The 19,696-nt window shown below is 59.9% G+C and carries 18 protein-coding genes; 11 read left to right on the top strand and 7 right to left on the bottom strand.

Translation table 11 applies throughout. The features are described 5' to 3' along the window. The first annotated feature begins 90 nt into the window (after positions 1-90). On the top strand, positions 91-1,164 hold the full coding sequence (locus tag F6X40_RS11045; RefSeq protein WP_262421429.1) for a serine hydrolase: 1,074 nt from the start codon (positions 91-93) through the stop codon (positions 1,162-1,164). 639 nt (positions 1,165-1,803) lie between these two features. Here F6X40_RS11045 and F6X40_RS11040 read toward each other — a convergent pair. After that, positions 1,804-2,241, bottom strand: coding sequence for a hypothetical protein (locus F6X40_RS11040; protein ID WP_187627865.1), 438 nt, complete (start codon positions 2,239-2,241; stop codon positions 1,804-1,806). 391 nt (positions 2,242-2,632) lie between these two features. Between F6X40_RS11040 and F6X40_RS11035 the strand changes: the two genes are divergently transcribed. Then, positions 2,633-3,334, top strand: a complete 702-nt coding sequence (locus tag F6X40_RS11035) for a hypothetical protein (RefSeq protein ID WP_187627864.1) — start codon at positions 2,633-2,635, stop codon at positions 3,332-3,334. Positions 3,335-3,479: 145 nt separating this feature from the next. On the opposite strand, the gene F6X40_RS11030 is transcribed toward F6X40_RS11035, so the two are convergent. Beyond that, a complete protein-coding gene (locus F6X40_RS11030; protein ID WP_187627863.1) occupies positions 3,480-4,874 on the bottom strand; it encodes a hypothetical protein in 1,395 nt (464 codons plus the stop codon). Positions 4,875-5,025: 151 nt separating this feature from the next. Here F6X40_RS11030 and F6X40_RS11025 point away from each other — a divergent pair, with 151 nt between their 5' ends. The 4 genes from F6X40_RS11025 (at position 5,026) to F6X40_RS11010 (ending at position 8,025) form a co-directional block, all read left to right on the top strand. Then, a complete protein-coding gene (locus tag F6X40_RS11025; RefSeq protein WP_187627862.1) occupies positions 5,026-5,511 on the top strand; it encodes a hypothetical protein in 486 nt (161 codons plus the stop codon). A gap of 290 nt (positions 5,512-5,801) precedes the next feature. Continuing rightward, positions 5,802-6,065 (top strand): helix-turn-helix domain-containing protein, encoded by a 264-nt coding sequence (locus F6X40_RS11020; RefSeq protein ID WP_187627861.1) that lies wholly within the window; start codon positions 5,802-5,804, stop codon positions 6,063-6,065. A gap of 297 nt (positions 6,066-6,362) precedes the next feature. Further along, positions 6,363-6,722, top strand: a complete 360-nt coding sequence (locus F6X40_RS11015; RefSeq protein WP_187627860.1) for a hypothetical protein — start codon at positions 6,363-6,365, stop codon at positions 6,720-6,722. A gap of 541 nt (positions 6,723-7,263) precedes the next feature. Next, positions 7,264-8,025 carry a LamG-like jellyroll fold domain-containing protein gene (locus F6X40_RS11010; RefSeq protein WP_187627859.1) on the top strand — a complete coding sequence of 254 codons (762 nt, stop codon included), beginning with the start codon at positions 7,264-7,266 and terminating at the stop codon, positions 8,023-8,025. 299 nt (positions 8,026-8,324) lie between these two features. Here the strand turns inward: F6X40_RS11010 and F6X40_RS11005 are convergent, their stop codons facing one another. After that, on the bottom strand, positions 8,325-9,374 hold the full coding sequence (locus F6X40_RS11005) for a DNA cytosine methyltransferase (RefSeq protein ID WP_262421428.1): 1,050 nt from the start codon (positions 9,372-9,374) through the stop codon (positions 8,325-8,327). A gap of 313 nt (positions 9,375-9,687) precedes the next feature. Here F6X40_RS11005 and F6X40_RS11000 point away from each other — a divergent pair, with 313 nt between their 5' ends. Continuing rightward, complete coding sequence (locus F6X40_RS11000; protein WP_187627857.1) at positions 9,688-10,101, top strand: hypothetical protein; 414 nt, start codon at positions 9,688-9,690, stop codon at positions 10,099-10,101. Between the two features lie 221 nt (positions 10,102-10,322). On the opposite strand, the gene F6X40_RS10995 is transcribed toward F6X40_RS11000, so the two are convergent. Further along, the gene (locus F6X40_RS10995) at positions 10,323-11,096 is read right to left on the bottom strand and encodes a class I SAM-dependent methyltransferase (RefSeq protein WP_187627856.1); all 774 of its coding nucleotides are present in this window, start codon (positions 11,094-11,096) and stop codon (positions 10,323-10,325) included. Between the two features lie 106 nt (positions 11,097-11,202). Then, the gene (locus tag F6X40_RS10990; protein ID WP_187627855.1) at positions 11,203-12,339 is read right to left on the bottom strand and encodes a glycosyltransferase; all 1,137 of its coding nucleotides are present in this window, start codon (positions 12,337-12,339) and stop codon (positions 11,203-11,205) included. Positions 12,340-12,621: 282 nt separating this feature from the next. Here F6X40_RS10990 and F6X40_RS10985 point away from each other — a divergent pair, with 282 nt between their 5' ends. From F6X40_RS10985 to F6X40_RS10975, 3 genes are read left to right on the top strand one after another with little or no spacing between them, the layout of a single operon-like run. Then, positions 12,622-13,911, top strand: a complete 1,290-nt coding sequence (locus tag F6X40_RS10985; RefSeq protein WP_187627854.1) for a lipid II flippase MurJ — start codon at positions 12,622-12,624, stop codon at positions 13,909-13,911. After that, positions 13,901-14,734, top strand: coding sequence for an FkbM family methyltransferase (locus F6X40_RS10980; protein WP_187627853.1), 834 nt, complete (start codon positions 13,901-13,903; stop codon positions 14,732-14,734). The genes F6X40_RS10985 and F6X40_RS10980 overlap by 11 nt, the downstream gene beginning before the upstream one ends. Further along, on the top strand, positions 14,731-15,885 hold the full coding sequence (locus tag F6X40_RS10975) for a glycosyltransferase (RefSeq protein ID WP_187627852.1): 1,155 nt from the start codon (positions 14,731-14,733) through the stop codon (positions 15,883-15,885). Before F6X40_RS10980 ends, F6X40_RS10975 begins: the two co-directional genes overlap by 4 nt. Positions 15,886-15,969: 84 nt before the next feature. Here the strand turns inward: F6X40_RS10975 and asnB are convergent, their stop codons facing one another. Beyond that, positions 15,970-17,883 carry an asparagine synthase (glutamine-hydrolyzing) gene (gene asnB / locus F6X40_RS10970; RefSeq protein WP_187627851.1) on the bottom strand — a complete coding sequence of 638 codons (1,914 nt, stop codon included), beginning with the start codon at positions 17,881-17,883 and terminating at the stop codon, positions 15,970-15,972. 152 nt (positions 17,884-18,035) lie between these two features. On the opposite strand from asnB, the gene F6X40_RS10965 reads away from it, so the two are divergent. Then, complete coding sequence (locus F6X40_RS10965) at positions 18,036-18,512, top strand: glycine zipper 2TM domain-containing protein (RefSeq protein WP_187627850.1); 477 nt, start codon at positions 18,036-18,038, stop codon at positions 18,510-18,512. 235 nt (positions 18,513-18,747) lie between these two features. On the opposite strand, the gene F6X40_RS10960 is transcribed toward F6X40_RS10965, so the two are convergent. Further along, the gene (locus F6X40_RS10960; RefSeq protein WP_187627849.1) at positions 18,748-19,572 is read right to left on the bottom strand and encodes a class I SAM-dependent methyltransferase; all 825 of its coding nucleotides are present in this window, start codon (positions 19,570-19,572) and stop codon (positions 18,748-18,750) included. Positions 19,573-19,696 lie beyond the last annotated feature (124 nt).

The following is a 19,696-nucleotide window of genomic DNA, read 5'->3' as shown; positions in this document are numbered from 1 at the left end:
ATTGTTCACAGGCAAAAGGCTAAAGACGGGTAGCTAGAGGGGACTCCGCCACCAAGGCTCCCCTTTTACTTGTATTGCCCGGAGGTCCTCTTGAAAAAGCTCGCCACTCTATTGTTGCTGGCCGTCGCGCCGCTCGGCGCTCACGCGACCAGCGGCCCGGCGCCGATGCTCCATGCCAAAAGCGCCGTCGTCTACGACATCAACGCGCACAAGGCTTTGCTGGAAAAGAATCCTGATGAAGTCATGCCGCTTGCATCGATGACCAAGCTCATGACTGCAATGGTCGCACTGGACCAGAACCCCGCGCTCGACGAGACACTCGTCGTGTCAGGCGAGGACGTCGACCACCTGAAGCACTCCGCGTCGCGCGTACCCGTGGGAACGCAACTCGAGCGCAAGGAGATGCTGCGCCTCGCCCTAATGTCATCCGAAAATCGCTCCGCGTCGGCCGTGTCCCGCAATGCACTCCCGGGCGGGCTACCCACCTTTGTAGCCAGCATGAATCAGAAGGCGCAGGCTCTCGGGATGACACACACGCACTTCGATGACTCAACGGGGCTGTCGCCGCAAAACGTCTCAACTGCCAACGACGTCGTGAAGATGGCCGACGCAGCCTCACACTATGCGCTAATACATCAGTTCACGACGCTGACCCACTACGACGAAGATGTAGGCACCCGGAAGCTCTCCTACCATAACAGTGACCCGATGGTAGGCCGACCAGGCTGGGATATTCAGCTTTCGAAGACCGGCTTTACAAACGAAGCGGGGCGCTGCGTGGTTGTGAAGGTTAATATGCCAACGGGACCGGTGGTCATCGCCCTTATGGGCGCGGACACTAGCGGCGGGAGGTCTTCCGACATGATTGCCATCCGCAACTGGCTCGAGGGCAAACCCGCGACCTTCGCGCCGCGTCTCTTTTATGCCGGCGCAAAAACCGGCGGACGACACGCCATCATCGCCGCACGCGCTGCCTCCGGTCGCAAACCGGTCATGCTTGCGAGCGCTCGCCCGGGCCACGGTGTCAGGACTGGCCATGTCGCAATTGCTCAGGCTACGGAGCGCTCGTCCAACATCCGTCTCGTCGCATACTCGGGTCGCTCGGCGCCGAGATTCCATCCTCACAAAGCCAAAAGCGGCAAACACCGCAGGTATTCCGCATAGTCGGCAGCGTCTTTAACATAGGCCCGCCCGTTGGCCGGGCCTCCAGCGGGTTGCATCGCGACCGGCCACAACGCCATTGAGGCCTTGTGGCCGTTCTCATTTCAGGCGGCGCGCCGATTTCCAGTGTCACCAGCATCGCAAGGTTTCTTAGCATTCGCAGTGCGCCGGCGGCGCGCTTTTCGACCGTGCGGCTCTCCAAGCCGAGGACCGCATCGAGGTCGGCAGGGTCATACAAGCCGCTCGCCATGGTAGTGAATAGCTTCTGGTCAAGTCTTATCCGCCCCGCGACCCATTCGCAGCCGAACCCGACAACCGTGCCAAGCAGAAGCGAACTGGAAAGAAAGGCGCGCTGCGTTAGCGTCGTATGCTCCGACCAGACCGCATATGCAAGACAGACGCCCGTCCCCGCGACGGATAGTCGGGCGCGCCACAGCGACGCGCGATGTAGTTCGAGGATGTCTGAGCCGACCCGTTTCGTTGACACGGCGTGACCGACTACGCGGCACCCGGTCACCGACGGTCGACGACCCTTCGCCGCGCCGCGAGGCCTATAGACACGGGGGCGGTGCAGCACCCGACGAATCCGGCTTGCCAAAAGAAAACCCGCTCAGAGAGCGGGCTTTGAATCAAGTCGTCTGTTCAGACGCGAGCTTGCAGCAAGATGTTGAAAAGGGCCTGCTTGATTTGACCATCCTTGGTTTCGACACCAAGAGCACGGTAGACCTTAGCCATCGCGTCGATGCACGACGGACGTGCTGCTTTTTCAGCGCGAAGAAGCGACTCACGCGAAGACACCGAGGTGACCTTGAGGTGCGCCTTCTCAAAGGAGCAATCAAGAATCTTGTCAGCTACTTCACGTGATGCCTCGTCCTGCACGTTCAGCTGCTCGACAATCTCGGCTTTGTAGGCCGGAATGCGAATGAACGTCGTTACCGCGTAGCTCACCGCGAGGAAAGCCAGCAGCCCGACGAACGCGAGGGTCACCAGGCGCGCCACGGCCTCGGGAGACTCCAGCACAGCGACTGCCTTTTGGCCCACGGTTGCCTTTTGGCGAAACATCAGTTCAGCACGTTGCATATATATGACCTCGTAAAGGTTGGATACCTGAGTCATATAGCGAATGTAAAGGCCTACTCGGCCCCTGAAACCTTCACAAAGGCCGGCGCACGCGAAGACCACCCACAATTTCGGTAAAATTTGCAACGTGGCATCAAGCGCCATCTTCTGCGCGAGGAACCGCTTTATTCGCGGATATCGGTAATTTATACCTTCCTTAGACGCTCGCTGTTTCAAAAACGAATCGTTTATACTGGCTTTTATACGTCGTCAAGCGCCATTGTTTCTTGTGTGGTTTTACCCACATTTCGCAGGCTGCGGAAAATATTTCAGTCGGACACGCTTGGTTACACTTTACACACGCTATACTGCCATCACTGAAATCAACCACGCCTCTCCGGAGAACGCTGTAATGCCGCAACAAGAACTTCTGCTGTGCAAAACCGACTTTGCTCCCGCTGACCTGCTGTTCGCTGATAACGTCTTCTCCGGTAGCCTCGAAGTGGACGGGGCGGTGCGCTCGACTTTCTTCGATAACGCACGTTTTCTGGAAGCTAACACGAAGGAAACGCTGCTGTGCCAGCAGCTGATGCGGGTCAACGGCCTTGTCGTCCCGCGTGAACATACCGATTCAATCAATATTGTCCGCTCGCAGGTGCTGGAAGATGGCTCGGTTGAAGAAACGCTGAACGTCGTGCTCGATTCGCTCGCTGACGACGACTTCACGGTCGCGGGTACCCTCGCATTCCACATCGCGGTAAAGTCGAGCGCCGACAAGTCAGCCATCGCACTCGTTATTACGCCCGATAGCTTGTCCCTGAATCCTGAGTTCAACGACGCCGCCGGTCACGAGTACGAACTGACGGCCGCTGCAGCTTGGTGCGTTCAGGACATCGCGACCGCTCTGTATCTCAGCGCGGGAACTGAAAGCCGGGTCTCCCTCGCCATGGGCGAGCAAAAAACCCGCGACGCTCTGGCGGACTTCGCAGCTTTCGGTCTGCAGTCAGCCATCGACTCGACGTATCGTGCGATGGTTCACGAGACTGGAAGCCTTGCACATCTCTCGTCGTCGCAAGCCAGCCTCCCCGAAAACTTTTTTGTCGCAGCCGCTTGAACATGAAAAAGGGCACGTCAGCTTTCAGGGAACGTGCCCTTTCTTCGACGGACGAGGACTCCATGGACTCCCCCAGCACGGCCGCGCCAAAGAAAAAAGGCGCACGATGCGCCTTTTCTCTACAGCATGTTTCGGACAAGACAGTTTACGGCTGTTGGACCAGGTCCGTGAGCATCTTGACCGCACGCTGGTCATCCAGCTGGCCTGCGACCATACGGTCTCGTAATGTCTGCAACAAGGCCTTTGCAATCGGTGGCAAGCCGTCAAGGAACGACGACTCGGATTCTGCTGCTGCGGTGACAGCAGTGGCCGGGTGCTGCGCACGTACTGCTGCGCCGGCGATAGCTTTCTTCGCTGCCGGCACCGGCGCGCGCTGAGTGAAGCTTTTCTTGGACGGTGCCGGCGTCGAAGCAACTGCGTGAGCGGGCACGGGCTCTTCCAGTAATTCCCGTTGCACTGGCTGGGCGTGAACCGCGCCCGCTTTTGCCTTGGAAGCTGTCTTTTTCGCCACACTCTTTGTTGCGACGGCCCCTGGATTCGTGCGCGTACGGCCACGGCGCTTCGGAATTTCGCGCACAAGAGGCGCTCCAACGGACGTCTCATTTGCAATCGCGTCGAGCGCCGAATGCGGCACGGCCGTTTGCGGCTTGTCCATCCAGCCCGACTTCAGCCCTACATGTGCTTCGATGTCGCGAGCATAGTCTTCCTGGAATGTCCGCTCCCCACTTAGCAACAAGCTAATTTGACCTTGCGAAACGTGCGTCAGTCGTGCGAGCTTTGCCTTGAACCCCGCAGTCTGCGTCAGCAGGTCCAGATTTGCACGCCGGATACCAAGTGCAGCATTGTCGGCACCGTTACCGGCAACCGCGCCTGCTTGAGTCTTACGCTTCGTTTTTTGAGTTGTTTGTGCGGTACTGGCAGCCATCGCGGCCTCCTGTGCAGTTTCTGCATGGGTTGATGTGACGCTCGCCGCCGAAGGGGCCGACGCAGCTGGACTTTCAAAAGACAAAACGGTAGCTGTTGTTTTCACGGATTCCTCGGCAACCTTAGCCTGCTCGGCCTTTTCCCGGGCGTCTTCCCGGGCTTCTTCTTCTATTACGAATTCACTTCGAGCTTCGCCGCGACAGATGAGCTTGGTCTTTTCTGGCACATCCCCATCAGGATGACGGTGGTCAAGCCAGCTTCCCGGAAGTTCGAGCTGGTGCTCGATATGCGTTGCCAGTTCCTTGTTTATGGGAGATGCGCCATCCAGGCGCTGGCCAAAACTATCTACCTGCATCTCGAGCGCTGAAGCCATCTGCGGCGGGGTAGCGCCTGACACACGCAGCAGCGCATTCAGATTTGCAACGCGCAGCGGGGCAACGGTGTCTTGCTGTCGGACGGTGACTTCACGGGTCGGCTCATCGAAGGGATTCTGCGGACGTGCCCTGAAATGCTGCTGGGGACCCTTTTTGCGGTAAGGAGGATGATTGGCCATCGGGTGCCTCTGATTGCCTGGGTGATTAAACACTTCACGTGAGTTTTTAGGGCTTGTTTCCACGCGGCTGCTCTCCAAAACACTTTTGTCGGTTCAGATAAATTTTATACAGACCCATTTTTAAACGGACTCGTTGATTTGTCAAGGCAGCGCACTGAATTTTCGCTACATGTTGCAAAGTCTGCGTCACTTTTAGGACGCGGACCCACCCTTTATGGCCACGACCTTCATGAAAAACCGCATTTCTAGCCTTTCGTTACTTCCCATTACACTCGTTCTTGCGAGCGCTACCGCGAGCGCACAGGGCGATGAGCAAATGAAAAGCCGCCTTTCCGACTCGGCCGAATACATCGCCTGCGTCGTCCCGGCCATCCCTCGCGCTGACCGCGTGGCGGCGGCAAAAGCCAACTGGCCCGCTCCCATGCGCCTTCCGGGCGAAAGCGTCTGTGCCTTTCCGTCCACAACCCTTGCGCCAGGCGAAGCGCAGCGCATCAACCAACTGACAGCTCAGGCGCTTGAAAAATGCGCGTCAAAGGCTCCTCTAGACCCCGCAACCGTAGACGCGGCGCAGTACGGGATACTCGCGGCCTTGTTGATATCAGCCGATGCCCCGCCCAGCGAAACGCCGGGCCAGGAGCCGGCACTGACAACTTTTGACAAATGGCTCGCGTATACCGACGCCTGCCTGCCGAAAGCCTGAACGTAGTTTAGCCTTAATTTATACGGCGCATCAGGTGAGCTTTTAAACGGGCTTTTACCCGGTTTTTACACGACCTTGATGTCTCCGGCCGTAATGGTCAGTTTCCGCTATCGCCCGGCACGTAAGGCGTTGCGCCCCGCCCACGCCCGGTCCACCGCGCGACTTTTCTTTACAAATAGCGAGTTTTCAATGCTAGAATTGTTAAGTCGCGCGCCACCTTGAGCGCTCGCCGAACCCTTACCTTTTCCCATATCTGACGGCCCATCGCGGCTGTTCCGGAGGATATTTCCATGGCAATTACGCCCCCCCAAATCACTCCCGTTGCACGCAATGGTCGCAATGCCGCTGTGCGCATTGGCAACAACGTGCGCGCCTGGCGCAACAAGCGCGGTCTGACTCAGCTGGAAGTCGCGGCAAAGGCTTTCGACACGGAAACGTCCCACTGCCGCGTCTCGCGAGTCGAGCGTGGCGTACATCCGGACCACAGCCTGAACGAGAGCGTGCGGGCCATCGCCAAGGTCCTGCGTGTGCCGGCCAAGACACTGCTGGCGTAAGCCGCCGGGTTTACCGGACTGACAAAAGCGCCGCCCGAAATTTGGCTACCCGTACCACCAAGGTGTTGGTAAGCGGCCGGTGCGACTGATTATTGCGAGCCTCCAGAGGCTCGCTTTTTTTCGTCAGGGGTTTTGCTCGCGACACTCTCTTGAGCGCATCCAGGGGGGCGCCTGTAATTTCAACAGGCCCGACCCGAGCATATAGCCATGTAGCCCTAATGTGAGGAACGTATGTGTGAGCAGTGTGTGACAGAGGCCGTTACTGTTGTCCGGGACGTTATCCCCGGATTCATGTTAATGAAGGCCCAGAAATCTGGCCGTGAATGGAAGGCCGGGCAGTATGGCCTAGTCGAAATGAACGACCCGACCATCGTATTCGACGGTCCGCTCGCGGCCGACCCTGGCAGGGGAATGAGCGATGACGAGTTGAACGCGCTCTTTGACCAGCCGGGTGAAGACGGCCAATGTTTTCGAAGTCTCGACGACGCGTACACAGAAGCCGCAGAACGGCTGCAGCCCGCTCTCGAACTGGATGCCGTGACAGGTTATCGTCTCGTAAAGGCCTGCGTTGAAGTGGGATATCGTCCCGGCGAAGATGGCTTCCTTCACTACTGGCTCATGCACCGCATGGCGACCATTGTGGGCGCGCGGCCTTAGCCGGCCTCAGCGACCGAGTTAGGAGAGCCTTAGACGGCAAATCTCCCGAAACCGTTTACGGGGGCTTTTCGGGAATCATCCCGGTTTACCAAGACCTTTGAGGCACGGGTCGGAAATTGGGCGGCGCTTTTCATTGTGGCGGAGCATCCCCACCCGGACGCGGACTTAGGCTGCAAGAAGGCCGACGGTCCGGGCTGAGGGCGCTCTGTGCCTCCGAGCCGCAACCGCAAACCGCGACGCGGCGACGGCCTGAGAAAAGGGCGCGACTCTGCCTCCTCAGGATGGCGTTTTGTCCACAGGCCGGGCTGGCGGTGGCGCAGGTGGTCCAGCCTGCCGCTAACGAGGTGGCCGAAGCGGCCTGAAGCGGAGGCCGTCGGGCGAGTGCGACAATATTAGAAAGGCCGCCTTTGCGGCCTTTTTCTTTTGCCGGGTAAGCCGTTTAGAGCTGGTCACTACACGAAGACATCAGGTATTGCCCGGTACCGCTTACAAATTTTTGCGCTTGGGACCCAAAGCGCGCCCACTCAAGAAAAAGTGACCAATGAACCTAGCTAGAACCCTGCTATTCAGCTCTGTTGCTTTGCTTCTCGCGACGGATGTCGCCTTGGCAGCACCTGCTTACACGTTGCGCATGCCCATTGCCGGGTTGCGGGCGACGCCCACGCCTGCGGTAACGAATAGCGACCCCTATTGGACCCAGGTCACGGCCTTGTTGACCATGGACGGTGCGGACGGCGCGACGAGCCTGAGTGATGCCAAGGGGGGCAACTACACAACAGGTAGCACTGGCGCCAAACTGACGACCAGTGTATCTATGTTCGGCACGGGCGCCTTGAGCACCCTTTCAGGTTATGCAACCGGGCCCGCATCTGCGCTAGCCTTCGGAACGCAGGATTTTACCGTTGAATTTTTTGCTCGTGCGAGCGCTGCGCGCCCCTACTGTTTCATCGAAGGACGGCCTAGCGTAAACGGCCCCTATTTCATGATGGATTCGTACGGCGTGTACGTGGGCGGAGGGTACATCTCATCCCCGGCATCTTCGCAGTTTCTTCCGACGGACAACGCATTCCATCACGTAGCGTACAGCCGGGCCGGGTCCACTGGACGCCTCTTTGTAGACGGCAAGCTAGTTGCCACCGCCGCCGACGGGGCTAACTATCAGGCGGGGCAATTCACCATCGGAGCGAACACCTTCGGAATCGTGGTCGACGGCTTCTACCTGGACGAGCTGCGCATCACAAAAGGCGTGGCCCGTTATACCTCAGCCTTTGCGGCCCCCACCTCAGCTTTTCCGACGCAATAAGTCGGCGCTCTGTGAGGGACTTTTCACCATACCTGGCACTGGTATTTTTGTACCGCTGCCTGAGGCCTAGGGCCGCATAGGTCGGTCGGTGAGCGACGTCATACTGTCAGGCAGAGTCGCCGTGTACCAGCCTTTGACTAACATTTCAGCCTGAAAGCGCGCGCGTGCCGCCGGCACCCCAGCTCTAACGAGGCGTTCCATTTCGCCAGACACTGCTGTTTCGAAAGCGTGTGACTCAATTCCGAAAAGACTCATGGTGCGCTCCGGTAGTCGATATGCCCTGTCTAGGCACTGACCGGTCACGCCGCGCGGACGGCGCCATCTGCCTCATTCGGCCGGCTCTTTCCCTTGGCCGCAGACACCGCGCTGTGAAGAGCCGCGCCTACCACCCGCGCGAGCTCAGGCGGAACAGCGTTGCCCACCTGCGCGTACTGGCGGCTTTTCTCGCCCGTAAACTCGAACCAGTCAGGGAAGGTCTGCAGTCGCGCGGACTCCCGAACCGTCAGGCGACGAACGCCTGGCACCACGCCAACGCGCGGCGCGCCGCCTGCCACGAGATGCGCATGATAAGCGTGAAGTACGCCGTCAAAATCGAGGATATGGGTCCGGTTGCCACCCGCCGACGCCGTCATGGTGTGCGCCGGCGCGTCGAGATTCAGCGGGCGGCCCTGCCCATTCAGGAGCATGCCTGCGTAGGGGCTGCGGCGAAGGATGGGATTCTTCGCGAAAACGACCTTCGCGTTGTTCGGACTGTCGAAGGGCACTCCCGCTAGTGCCGCGCGCACCGTAGCGTACGGGCGTCCGTCGACACTGGCGGGGCCGTGCGTCGGAACCGGGAACGTAAAGGCGGTGCCGGGCGGCAAGCCAACCACAAAAAGCCTAAGCCGGTTCTGAGGGACACCAAAATCAGCGGAGTTCAGCACCCTCCAGTGCACGTCATAGCCGAGAGCCTCCAGCTCCCTGATTTTTGCCTTCAGGTACGGCAGGAATTTCGCGGTGGTCAGGCCATGTACGTTTTCCATCAGAAAGGCCGTTGGCTTCGCCTCCCGAACGGCACGAACAAACTGCGGCACCATGTCGCGCGCGTCGAACTCACCCAGCTGCTTCCCGCTGACCGAGAACGGCTGACAAGGCGGGCCTCCTGCGACGAGTCCAATGCCCTGAAACTGCGTGAAATCGACAGCGCGGACGTCGCCACAAAGGTGGCGGGTTTCCGGCAGGTTGCGGCGATGCGTTTCGACGGCATCGGGCTTGAACTCCAGTGCGGCCTGCACGTCCCACCCTGAAAGTTTCAAGCCAAGCGAGAGTCCGCCGGCCCCCGCGAAGAGGTCGATAGCCGTATTGTTCAAGAGATTCTTCCACGCCGTATTGAAAAGGGCGCAAGCCATGGCGGAGAGCAGCGCTTGACGCGCGAGCGGGCTTCGCCGGGTTTGCTGCGATAAGGCGTGTAGCGGGGGGATTTATCCCTTATTTGCAAACAAAAAAGCGCGGGCAAAGGGGAATGGGCGGGACGTGGAGAAAGGCAGTTACAGCGGCCGCCCGTACCGGGAAGGGCAAGCGCGGAGGGCGTCGGCCTTGTCCCGTTCTATCGAGGGAACTGCGTCCCTCGTAGCGCCGGAGCGATTGCTAGACCTCGTGTACATTCGACAAAGGGGGTACCTGATGCAACGAGATGATGTCGAAAAGCTCGCACGCGAGCTTCCTGCGGGGGAGTGGAGGGTGGTGGAGGGACAATCGCCCGAAAAGCGCTCCATCGTGTCAGACACCGGCGCCGTCATCGCAGCGGAGTTGACACCGGAGGCCGCTGCCTTGCTGCTTCATGCCCGGACCCTTCTACCCAAGCTGATGGCAGAGCTGGAGGATGAACGCGCGTACCTGCAGCATAAGACGTTCGAATGCCGACGCCTGCACCTTTCCAACCTCGAGCTTTCGTCCCGCCTCCTGGAACTGGAAACGGCCGTCTATTCACAAAGCCAGTCCCCGCTCGCTGCGCTGCCGCCCGCGTCGCCGACCTGGACCCACCCGAAGAACTTCCGCCTGAAGGTTTTTCAAGTCACGGGGCCGACAAAGCACTGAAGGTATAAAAACGCCAAAAAGGTATCTATACGGCCTTATCAAGGGGTCTACCTTGTTACCTTTTGCCCCGGGTGTGGCTTCGTGCCCCCGGGGTCTTTTTTTCGTGACGGGCGCGCGCGAAGCCAAGACACCACTGTGCCCCTGGTGCGCGCCACCGGACAGAGAACGCGGCAGTCACACGTCGCTCATGCTGACGTGGTCATTTGCCCTCCGCCCGGAGCTCAGTTCTTCCGAAATATCAACTCGTTACAGCCGGAACTGCTCCAGCGGACCGCACGGAGCTTTTGCAGGCGGAAGCCGCGCATAGCGAGAAATGACGTCAACTGGTCTGGCGTGGCGACCTCGAACGGGTACCCGCCGAGCCAGTCCACCATGTCATAGTAGTAACTCATCCCTCGCTCCAGCGACCGCTTCCTGCGGAGAATCCGCACGGCTTTGCGCAGCAGCACGAAATACGGGTAATAGGCCGTTATCAATGCCGGTTGAAGCAACGGGGCACGGTTGTAAAGCCATTTGACGCACTTCCAGTACTCGCTCAGAAGGCCCTGGTCGTTATAGATTGCGATGAAAAGATGTCCATCCTTGGCGACCCGCTCAGCCGCAGCCTCAATAGCGGTCCACATGTCTCCCGTGTGATGCAGGACACCCCAGGAATACACGACATCGAATTTCCCGAGCGCCTGCATGTAAGGAGCGTCAAGCACGGAGCCTTGCTCGATTTGCCAGTTGCCGGCCTCAGGCGCGAATCGCTTCCTCATTTCCTCCGTGCACTTGACCGAGTCCCCGTCGAAATCGAACGACTTCACCTCGCTCGCGCCACCTTGCCACGCCGCCAGCGAGAACAGACCGCTTCCGCTGCCTATGTCGAGAAACCTCTTTTGTTCCAGGCTTTCGACGTCCAGGCCTTGCAACAGACTTCGACGCGCGACCTCGACCTCTGCTGCGGTGACCGTGCGTGAAAAATCGAGCCAATTTCGGCCGAAACGAAACCTCATCCTTGCTCCGTCAAATGACGCACCGCCGGTCCTGAAACGCTTCGGGCAGCGCGAGGTGATTAATGCGTGGCGCGACTTATCGGAGACAGCCGTGCCTAACGGGTATTCAGTCGAACAGGGCGTGCAGGTAATTGTTGACCATGTGGTCGATGCTGTAGCGCGAAGCCCCGGCGCGCGACATCTTTCCAAACGTTTCCCGGCCGGCCGGCGTCGATACGGCGGCAAGCCCCTCCTCGATGCTCTCCGCAAGATGCGCAGGGTCGTTCATCGGCACGAGGCACCCGTATTCGCCGTCTCCAATCAGCTCACGCGGGCCATACGGACAGTCGGTTGCTATTGACGGCACACCGAGCGCCATTGCCTCGAGCAACGCGTTTGGAAAGCCCTCAAAACGCGACGGAAAAACGAAGAGCGACGCACGCTTGAGCTCGGGGTACGGGTTCGGATTGAAGCCCATCAGCTTGACCTGTTCGCCCAGCCCAAGCTCGGCAATCTGGCTTTCGAGCTGCGCCTTGAGTGGCCCAGTGCCGAAAATCATCGCGCGCGGCTTGATGTCTTTTTTCGCGAGCAGGCCGAGCGCCGCGATGAGTACATCGTGGCCCTTTTGCTCCGTGAGCCGTCCCGCCGTCACGATGAGCGGATGAGTCGCAGTCTCTTCCGCCCACTTGTGAGGGGCGCGAGCCTCCGCTTTCTTCAGCAGCTCGTTCTCGTCGACCGAATTCGGAATCACTTTGCAAAGGTAGTCAGGCAACCCGAGCGCCACCAGTTCGTTCTTCACTCCCTGGGCGACGCAGATGACTTTCGCGGCCATCGGGTAGTTCTTGCGGATGATGCGCTTGAGCGTCGCCCGCTTCAGTCCACGGTAATTCGACTCGAAGGCGACCCGTTCCGACACGACAACCTTCGGCGCGCCGCCGAGTTGCTTCTTCGCTTTCAGGCAGTAGTAGTTTGCCGTCGGCATGAAGGAAAGCGTGACGTCGGGCCGCAGGCCGGACATTAGTCGCTTCAGGTTCTTGAACACGCGGGACTGTTCCATCGCCTTTGTCACAAACCCCTTACGGGCTTTGCCCAGCACATGCAGGTTCACGCCGGCAGGGAGCTCGTAGTCGATTTGCGGCTTGAGTAGAGCCAGATGCAACTCCACGCCCGGGCAGTGGGTATCCAGGTAACTCAGGAGCCGGGTCACCACGCGTTCCGCGCCGCCGCCGGACAAACTGTGAATAACGATGAGGAGCTTTTTCATGCAAGACCTAGAGAGGGTGGTGCTCGCAAACGATTCACGTTTGCTAAGTAAATATCGGTCTCTTTGATAGCTCCCTCTGTTTAGACCTTCTGCCTCGTTTCACGGCGGCGACGCCTCCGCGAGCAGCTAAAACCCCGGGCTATATAAGGACTGGCATCTTTCGAAGGGACCCAAATTGTTCGGCTATCTGGCGTTGGACGCGAAGCTCCGGGCGCGCACCGCCATTGACACCGGGCTAAGCCGTGGCGGCGCGCGTGCGCGCCATCTGTGGGGACGCGGCCCATGTTAAGGCGCGTCTTTCGCGAACCTGCGCTCTGGATGGGCGCATTTAGTCTCGTCGCAGCGGCCGGCGGGTTTCTCCGTGAGCAGGCGGTCGCCTACAAACTGGGCGTCTCAATCGAAGCAGACGCGCTCTTTACTGCGCTCAGTCTTGTCAACTTTTTGCCCTCGATAATCGTCGGCGCGCTGGCTGTTTCGATTGCGCCGCACTTTTCACGGGCGGCCGGGTCTGGAGGCGAACGCGCGGGGGAAGAGGCAGTCGGTCAGCTGCTCTCAGTGGCCGTAATCGCGGCAGCCGTCGCTGCTGGCGTGATGGTTCTCGCGCTCTGGTGTGTGTTCCCGTTCGTCCCTGCGGCGCGCAATCATGACAAACTACGCCTGACCTTCGAACTGGCCACGGTCTTCTCCGCATCGATTCCTCTTTCGGCCTACATTGGCGGTGCGATTGCTGCCCTGAACGCCTTCAATCGCTTTGGCCTTGCCACTGCCACCAACGTAGTCCCGCCGCTTGTCGCGACTGCGCTGGTGTACGCGCTGCCGCAGGGGCCGTGGTCGGTAATGGTCGCGTTGCTCGTTGGACTGGCTGCGCAGGCGGTCGCGCTTTTGGTGCCTCTCCACCACCGGGGAATCCGCTACGGCATCGCCGCACTGACCTGGCGGGCGCGTCTCAAGCACCTTTCCGGCATGCTTCACGTTGCGCTGCAAGGGGCTGCTTCCGCACTGTCGGCGCTGGTCATCCAGGCTTCTGTCGCGGCGTCTGGTGCGCATGGCATGTCCACGTTTAACTACGCGACGAAAATTCCGAGTTCCGTGCTTGCGATTTTGAGCAACGTGTTTCCCGCGCTCGTACTTCCGATTCTTGCCGCGCAAGCTGCCGGACTTCCCCACAGCAAGAAGCGTCTGAAGCTCTATGCCGGCGGCGGAATGGTGGTTGCCCTTTTGGGCGCGGCCGCTATTGCCTTCGGTTCCCCCGTGCTCATCAAGCTCTTCCTGGCCCGTGGGAAATTTCGTGCTGACGACGTTATAACCGTCGCCCACCTGCAGTTCTTCGCAGCTATCCAGATTCCGTTCGGGTTACTCGCAACGCTTGCAAGCCGCTTTCTGAACGCCCGACACGACAATCGCTACCTGAACCGCCTCTCGTGGCTAAACCTTGCGCTCACTCTCGGAGTCGCAGTCTACGTCCACCGGATTTATGGTGCGCCGGGCCTTCTTCTTGGTGTGGCGGGTTGCAACGCGGTCGTAACCGCCCTCATTTTCCACCGTTACCTGAAAATCACTCGTGGCAACTAAGACCCTTCTTTTCGCACGCAACCTCGTAAGAGCCGCCCTCCCTTTGAAAGGCGGCAAGCGCCTTGCCGGTGTCATTGAACGGCTGACGTCAGGCTGCAAACGCGAAGTCCTAATCGAGGATTTCGACGGCGACCTTCGTTTCTTCTGTGCGCTCGGTCAGCACATGGGGTCATGGATTTTTTGGCGAGGCGCGTACTCAGCCGACCAGTTGGCAACCCTCAACAGGCTGTTGACGCCCACCTCGCACTTTGTCGACATCGGTGCGAACCACGGCGAGTTCACTGTGTTTGCCGCCAAGCGGTGCGCTGTCGTGCACGCGTTCGAACCCGTCAACGGCAACCTCGCGCGGCTAAACAGGAACATCCAGATAAACGGCTTTTCCAACGTACGGGTCCACGAAGAAGGGCTTTCCGACGCTGACGGCGAGCTACCAATCTTTGCAAGTGAAGACGGACACAACGAAGGGCTACCGACGCTTTATCGGACGCCGGATAGGAGCAAGCTCCTCCAGGTGATTACCTTGCGAAGGCTTGATGACGTGCTTCGGGAAGCGGGGACGACCCGGGTTGATGTCATGAAAATCGATGTCGAGGGCGCGGAGCTTGCGGTATTGAAGGGTGCTATCGAGACGCTGCGTCGGTACAAACCGACAATTCTGATGGAGGTCAATGCCCAGACCTGCCGCGCCGCCGGATACGAGCCAGAAGAACTACTTCGCTTCGTTACTGACCTCGGATATGACGTCGCGCTTATCGCAGGCACTAAAACCCAGCCGTTGACGGTGGTACCACCGTTCTGCAACGTACTAGCGACGCCACGATGAAAATCGGTCTTGTCGCTCACGGCCTTTCTGCTGGCGGCGCGGAGCGTCTCCTATGCAACCTGGCCGACGCCTTCGCTGCATCGGGCCACGACATCGTCGTCATTACGTTCGACGAAGGCGCGACAGACTTCTATCCGCTGCCCGGCGCGTGTCGACGGGTAAGGGTAGGAAGCACTGTAGCAAGCCCGACCGTCTTCCACTCGCTCGTGCGCAATGCGCGGCGTGTGTTTCAGCTCTCTCGCGCGCTGACAGCTGAGGCTCCGGACGTTGTGGTGAGTTTCCTGAGCAGGACGAACGCCGTCACGGTTGCGGCGTGCCGGCTCTCGCGCACACCCTGTGTCATTACTGAGCATGTACGGGCCGCGCCCGACAATAGATTCTGGACTACCGCCATCGCGCGAACGTATCCACATGCGGATGCTTTGGTTTCAGTCAGCGCTGGCGTCGATGCCGACTTCGCCTGGATTGATTCGTCGCAACGGTTTGTTATTCCGAACCTCATCAAAACTCCGGAGAACGTGGTCGCTACGCCGAGGGGCGAAACACGCGGCCTGCGGTTTGTTTCGATGGGGCGCCTCACTGAGCAGAAAAATCAGGCGCTGCTCCTCGATGCGTTCGCAAAGTACCGGTCCGTTGATGCTGACGCCACGCTTACCCTCATCGGAGATGGCCCCCTGCGCGCCCCTTTGCAGGAATACGCGCGCGCTCATGCGCTTGACGAGTACGTGACGTTCACCGGCGAGCTGCAGGACCCGTTTCCAGTCCTCAAGGCATCCGATGCATTCGTGCTCTCGTCGGATTTCGAGGGCTTCGGGAACGTCCTGGTGGAGGCCATGAGTATTGGCTTGCCCGTAATAAGCACCGACTGCCCTCACGGACCGGGTGAAATACTCGGTGGCGGCGCGGGTATCCTTGTCCCGGTTTGCGACGCCACTTCGCTTGCCCGAGCCATGCAGAAGCTCGGGCAGTCGCCTTATGAGCGCGCACGGCTTGCGGCAGCGGGTCTCGAACGTTCACAGGCTTTTTCGCGGTCGGCTATTCTCCCGCAGTGGCTGAGGCTACTTGAGCGCGTTGGCCGCAATACAACGACGGCAACCGGGAACGCACAAGCGGCCGCGCCACGCGCTCGCGACGTAACCTCAGCCAGCTAGCTAACGGCAGGGGCGCGACCGAACGCACGCCCTCGCGACAGCGTCACCCCGCAACGGGCTACCGCATCCCATCGGCTGTTGGCCTCAGTAACCCGCCTCACGCAGCCACGCGCCGAGGGCAACCACCCCCCACAGCGCATACGACCAGTTCCGGCTTTCACTCTGATGCTCTGCCCACATGGCGTCAAGGCGCGCGTGGTCGAGCGCGGCTACCGATGCTGAGGCCTTTTTAAGGCAGTCTTCTGCGTAGGTCTTGAGGGGACCCCGAAGCCACTTGTCCATCGGCACGCCGAAGCCGCGCTTAGGCCGCTCGAAAAGCTCGGCAGGCACATATCGCGAAAGGACGCTGCGCATCAGTTGCTTACCCTTGCTGCCGGCGATATGCTGGCTCTCCCGCAGGCCCCATGAAAGCTCGACGATTTCCGGGCGCAGCAGCGGCACCCGCGTCTCGAGCGACGCGTGCATGGCGGCGCGGTCAACCTTTACGAGAATGTCGTCCGGCAGATAGAAGCGGCAGTCCCAGCGACTCGCGTAGTCCGAAAAGGCTTCATCCGATAGCTGTGTCACTCCCAGCACCATGTCCCGGTAGGCCGGCCCTAACAGCTGCGCGCCGCCCGCCAGCTCGGAGAGCCCGTGATAAAACGTCTGGCTGTCTTGCATACGCAACAGCGCCGCTGCCTTGTGAAGCTTGTCGCCAGTTATGCCTCGCAGCTTGGCAGGTCCCAAAAACTTGTCGAGCGTTTGCGGGCGAACCGACGTCAGCAGCGTGGCGGCCGCAGTACGCAGCACAGGCGGAACCTTGTTTATCGCGTGCCAGAGCTTCCGGCCGCGCGTGTAGCGGTCATACCCACGGAACAGCTCGTCACCCGCGTCACCTGACAGACATACGGTGACTTGCTTTCTCACGATGCGACTGACGAGCAGGGTTGGCAAGCTCGAAGCATCGGCAAACGGCTCGTCGTAGACCTGCGCAACATCCTCCACGAGGCCCCTCACGTCGTCTTCGCCGATGTAGGTCTCGTGATGCTCTGTATGAAGGTGCTCGGCAATCTTGCGGGCGTAGGGCGCTTCGTCGAATGCCGGGTCGTGAAACCCGATGGTGAACGTCTTCACGGGTGAGGGCGACAGCCGCTGAGCCACGGCGACGACGAGCGACGAGTCAATGCCGCCCGACAGGAAGGCGCCAACCGGCACATCAGCTACCAGTTGTTCGCCAACCGATTGCTGAAGCAGCGCGTCCAGTTTGTCGGCCTTCTCTTTGAACGTGAGCCTGCCATATTGGCCATCCCCTGCGAGCGCGGCCTGGTCCAACGTCCAGAATGGGACCGGCTCCTTGAAACGCTGCTGGGTAATGTCCTCAAGCGTTAGCGAGACGGTGGTGCCCGGCATCAGCTTCTGGAAACGCTCGAAAGCGGTGTACGGAGCGGGGATGTACCCGTATCGCAGATAGAGGGCGAGGGCGTCCTGATTGAGTTCCGGTCGACCGGGAAACGCTCTCAGGACCTTGAGCTCCGAAGAGAACACGAGCGCCCCCGCCGTATAACCGAGGTAGAGCGGCTTTTCTCCCATCCGGTCGCGCGCCAGCGTGAGCGTCTTCAACTGCTTGTCCCACAAGGCCACGGCGAACATGCCGCGCGACGCCTCGAGCGTAGCCGCAAGACCGTAGGCCACGGTGTGCTCGAGCAGGATTTCCGTATCCGATGTCCCGCGCCAGGCGACGTCCCTCAGTGCAGGAGCACCACGAAGTGAATCGCAGTTGTAGATTTCGCCATTGAAGACGAGGACAAAGCGCCCGTTGGCCGACGTCATAGGTTGTGTGCCCGCTGCGCTCAAGTCACGAATGGCCAGTCGGCGATGAGCCATATGGACGGGGCCTTCGTTCCAGAAAGCCTCCCCATCTGGGCCACGCCGCGCAATGCGTGCTGATGCCTCGCGCAGCACCGTCTGCGGATTTGTGATTTTTTGTTTCGGGTCGATGAAGCCAACGAAGCCGCACATTCGCTTTTGATTTCCGGGTTATTTTCCAGCGAACTATAAGGACGTGTTTTATTGGCGGCGGCGTGCATAGCGGTTCCGCTTAGACATCTCACGTCAAACGGCTAAAGCACGGGACCTATACGGAAATATGACAGTCCACAAAGGAGTCCCGTATGAAAATCCGTAACTTGTCACCACTGGCCCTGCTTCTCGCCGCTTGCGCAGCCAACGCGGCGACTTTCACCGACTCTGCACGAGTTGTGGATGTCCAGCCCGTCCGTGAGCGCATCACTTCGCAACAATGCGATGGCGGCCGCGCATACGACCGGCACGAGACGTCGAACGGCAACATCGCCGGCACGCTGCTTGGAGGAGTCGTTGGGGGCGTTCTCGGCAATCAGGTCGGGGGTGGACGTGGACGCACCGCTGCGACCATCGTCGGCGCCATTGGCGGCACCGTCGTCGGTAACAGCCTCACGCGCCCGGGCGAATCGTCGGCGCCCGAATGTCACGAGGTCGAGCAGTACAACGTGACCGGGTACGACGTCACCTACGAATATCGCGCGGTCCGGGAGACGGTCAACATGTCTTACGACCCCGGCGTCGGCAGCATCATGCAGGTACGGGTGAGCGTCTCGCCGCTGCGCTAAATGCACTGACCGCTCGCGGCCGATGGGCGCGATGCCGGAAAACGGCAACGTCCCCGGGCGCGCATTCGCGAGCGGTTCCCCTAATAAACTCGGTAGGCCAGCCATGCGAATCGACATCCGCCCGCGACTTTGGTAGGGCACCGTGCGCTCCGGGCGGCCGGCTCTCTGAAGCTGACTCGAGGGTGACCGTCGCGAACCCGACGCAAACCTGCCGCGCCACACACCGCGCGGCGGTTCAACGACGACAGAACACGAACTCGTTGCACCCGTATCCCTTGCGAAGGAGCGAAACCTCTTCCAGCGTGAGGCCTTGCACCTTCCCCCAGTAGAAAATCGCTTCCGGCGACGCCACTTCGAAGGGATAGCCACCTAACCAATCCAGCAGGTCATGCCATGCCGACATGCCTCGATTGGACTTGTAGTGGGTCCAATATCGCAGGGGGTTGCGGCCCCTCAATGTCTCGGCTACCGCCTTTTTAAGCCAAATCCCGCAAACGCCTACCGTCGCGATGACAAGCACCCGCGACAGAAGATTCACGTTATACAGCTGCTTGATTCCCTTCCAGCGGCAGGACTGCGCACCCTCGTCGTTGTAGAGCGCGATATAAAGCTGACCTCCGCGCCCCACCTTCCGCGCGGCCAAGTCAAGACCCCTCCACATCTGACCCGTGTGGTGAAGGACGCCCCAGGAGTACACGATGTCGGCATCAGGAAGCCGGTCCATAAAGTCCTCGTCGATTGCCGAACCTTCCTCGATAACCCATGCCGGGTCCGCTGGGAAGAACCGCTCTCTCAGGGTGCGGGTACAGGCCACTGACTGAGGGTCGAAGTCGACCGAGTGGACCCGCGCACCTAGACGACGCGCAGCCAACGAAAACAGTCCACTGCCCGACCCGATGTCGAGGAACAGTAACCCCTCAAGGTCAGCTCTTCCAAGTTTGAGCTGCAAACTGCGCTTAGCCTCTCCAATTGCCTCCTCGTCGAGCGTGCTGAGAAAGCGGCTCCAGTTTTCCCCAAATCCGAAACGTTGGCCGGATTCAATCTCTTCGTGGTGGGTCATTGTGCAGGCTTTATGGGTGTTGAACCGGCTGTGTAGGTTTCCCGTTTATTCTGCGCCGCTTCGACGCGCGCGGACGTAAGACACGCACCCCCGCAGGCTAAAAGCCGTTCCTACGTTAGCCATC

Source organism: Paraburkholderia sp. UCT31, from assembly GCF_014397655.1.
GTDB classification, from domain to species: domain Bacteria; phylum Pseudomonadota; class Gammaproteobacteria; order Burkholderiales; family Burkholderiaceae; genus Paraburkholderia; species Paraburkholderia tuberum.
The sequence above is the reverse complement of the archived record's forward strand: the minus strand, read 5'-3'. Positions and strand labels throughout refer to the sequence as shown.

Excerpts from the sequence above, each read along its gene's own strand:
- F6X40_RS11040 (WP_187627865.1), bottom strand. The coding sequence starts at position 2,241 with ATGCAACGTGCTGAACTGATGTTTCGCCAAAAGGCAACCGTGGGCCAA.
- F6X40_RS11010 (WP_187627859.1), top strand. The coding sequence starts at position 7,264 with ATGAACCTAGCTAGAACCCTGCTATTCAGCTCTGTTGCTTTGCTTCTC.
- F6X40_RS10995 (WP_187627856.1), bottom strand. The coding sequence starts at position 11,096 with ATGAGGTTTCGTTTCGGCCGAAATTGGCTCGATTTTTCACGCACGGTC.
- F6X40_RS11015 (WP_187627860.1), top strand. The coding sequence starts at position 6,363 with ATGAAGGCCCAGAAATCTGGCCGTGAATGGAAGGCCGGGCAGTATGGC.
- F6X40_RS11025 (WP_187627862.1), top strand. The coding sequence starts at position 5,026 with ATGGCCACGACCTTCATGAAAAACCGCATTTCTAGCCTTTCGTTACTT.
- F6X40_RS10985 (WP_187627854.1), top strand. The coding sequence starts at position 12,622 with ATGTTAAGGCGCGTCTTTCGCGAACCTGCGCTCTGGATGGGCGCATTT.
- F6X40_RS10960 (WP_187627849.1), bottom strand. The coding sequence starts at position 19,572 with ATGACCCACCACGAAGAGATTGAATCCGGCCAACGTTTCGGATTTGGG.
- F6X40_RS11020 (WP_187627861.1), top strand. The coding sequence starts at position 5,802 with ATGGCAATTACGCCCCCCCAAATCACTCCCGTTGCACGCAATGGTCGC.
- F6X40_RS10965 (WP_187627850.1), top strand. The coding sequence starts at position 18,036 with ATGAAAATCCGTAACTTGTCACCACTGGCCCTGCTTCTCGCCGCTTGC.
- F6X40_RS11035 (WP_187627864.1), top strand. The coding sequence starts at position 2,633 with ATGCCGCAACAAGAACTTCTGCTGTGCAAAACCGACTTTGCTCCCGCT.
- F6X40_RS10990 (WP_187627855.1), bottom strand. The coding sequence starts at position 12,339 with ATGAAAAAGCTCCTCATCGTTATTCACAGTTTGTCCGGCGGCGGCGCG.
- F6X40_RS10975 (WP_187627852.1), top strand. The coding sequence starts at position 14,731 with ATGAAAATCGGTCTTGTCGCTCACGGCCTTTCTGCTGGCGGCGCGGAG.
- asnB (WP_187627851.1), bottom strand. The coding sequence starts at position 17,883 with ATGTGCGGCTTCGTTGGCTTCATCGACCCGAAACAAAAAATCACAAAT.
- F6X40_RS11000 (WP_187627857.1), top strand. The coding sequence starts at position 9,688 with ATGCAACGAGATGATGTCGAAAAGCTCGCACGCGAGCTTCCTGCGGGG.